At 34.8% G+C, this 1,687-nt stretch carries 1 protein-coding gene; it reads left to right on the forward strand.

The window, feature by feature from the left end; genetic code table 11:
* Window positions 1-426: 426 nt before the first annotated feature.
* Window positions 427-1,687: glycoside hydrolase family 3 protein (locus EKL98_RS15560; RefSeq protein WP_233589458.1), on the forward strand; the 1,261-nt coding region annotated here is incomplete at its 3' end.

Consider the following 1,687-nt stretch of genomic DNA (forward strand, 5'->3'; position numbering starts at 1 on the left):
TTCTCATTGCAGGTGCTACAAAGGAAAGTAGTTTGCCCATTTTGGAAAATCGTTTTATGGCAAATGAAACCTATATTTATGTATGTGTAAACAAAGCTTGCAAAATGCCAGAAACGGATGTTGCAGTAGCGGTATCTAAAATTAGGAATTGAACTTACAAAAACATCTTAAAAAATAATTATTCCCAACAGGTTAATATAACTTCAAAACCTAATGTGATTTTTTAAATTGTTTCACAATGTAATCAATTACTTTATTTATGTGGGGTATTCCTATACGTCTGCTTCAATTGTTCTATAAACTGCTTCATATGTACCACTCCTGATTTTTTTATTAATCTATTTTTGGGAAAATTATTTATTAGAAGGACTTGTCGTTGAACTAATTAGTAATAAAATTAAAGTTTAATTATTTAATTCAACCTAAATGGTTCCAATAACACCCGATAATATGAGATTAGGATATATTGTTTTATTTTCACTATTTTTTCAAGCTTCTTTTTCTCAATCAGATTTAATGACAGAAAAAAGAATCCAAAAATTGATTCAGAAAATGACTTTGGAAGAAAAGGTTGGACTGTTGCACGGGAATTCAAAATTTTACACTTCCGAAATAAAACGTCTCGGAATTCCAGAGTGGGCATTGTCTGATGGGCCACATGGAGTTAGGGCAGAAATGAACCGCCATGATTGGAAATATACTGGACAAACAAACGATTCGGCGACATGCTTTCCTCCCGGAACAGCAATGGCAGCAAGTTGGAATGTGGAATTAGCCAAACAACGCGGGTTGGTTCTTGGCGAAGAAGCACGTTACAGAAAAAAAGATGTGTTATTAGGTCCTGGAGTAAATATGTACCGAACACCGCTAAATGGTCGAAATTTTGAATACATGGGAGAAGATCCCTATTTGGCTTCAAAAATGGTGGTTCCTTACATTCAAGGGGTTCAACAAAATGGAGTTGCAGCTTGTGTCAAGCATTATGCACTAAACAATCAAGAATTATGGAGAGGTCATATCAACGTAGAAGTTAGTGACAGAGCTTTACACGAAATTTATTTACCTGCATTTAAAGCTGCTGTCGAAGAAGGCAAGGTTTGGTCTATTATGGGATCCTACAATCAGTTTAGAGGACAATTTTGTTGCCACAATGATCTATTATTGAATAAAATTTTAAAAAAAGATTGGAATTTTGACGGAGTAGTAATCACCGATTGGGGTGGCGCGCATGATACTAAACAAGCAGCCCTGAATGGATTAGATATAGAAATGGGAACTGGTACAGATGGATTAACAACCTCTACTAAAAACGCCTACGATTCGTATTATCTAGCCAATCCCTTTTTGAAAATGCTTAAAAGTGGCGAAATTAAAGAAGAAATTTTAAACGATAAAGTGAGAAGGATTTTACGTTTGATGTTCCGAACCAATATGCACCAGGATCGTACTTTAGGAAGAATAAACAATCAAGAACATATTGATGTTGCTCGAAAAATTGCAGGAGAAGGAATTGTGTTATTAAAAAATGAGGCATCGTTCTTTCCAATTAATACCTCCAAAAAAATTACTATTGCAGTGATTGGCGAAAATGCAACAAAATCAATGACCATTGGTGGTGGTTCGTCTGAATTGAAAGCCTTGAATGAAATAACTCCTTTAGATGGATTGAAAAATCGATACAAAAACG

The organism is Flavobacterium bomense (assembly GCF_003970355.1).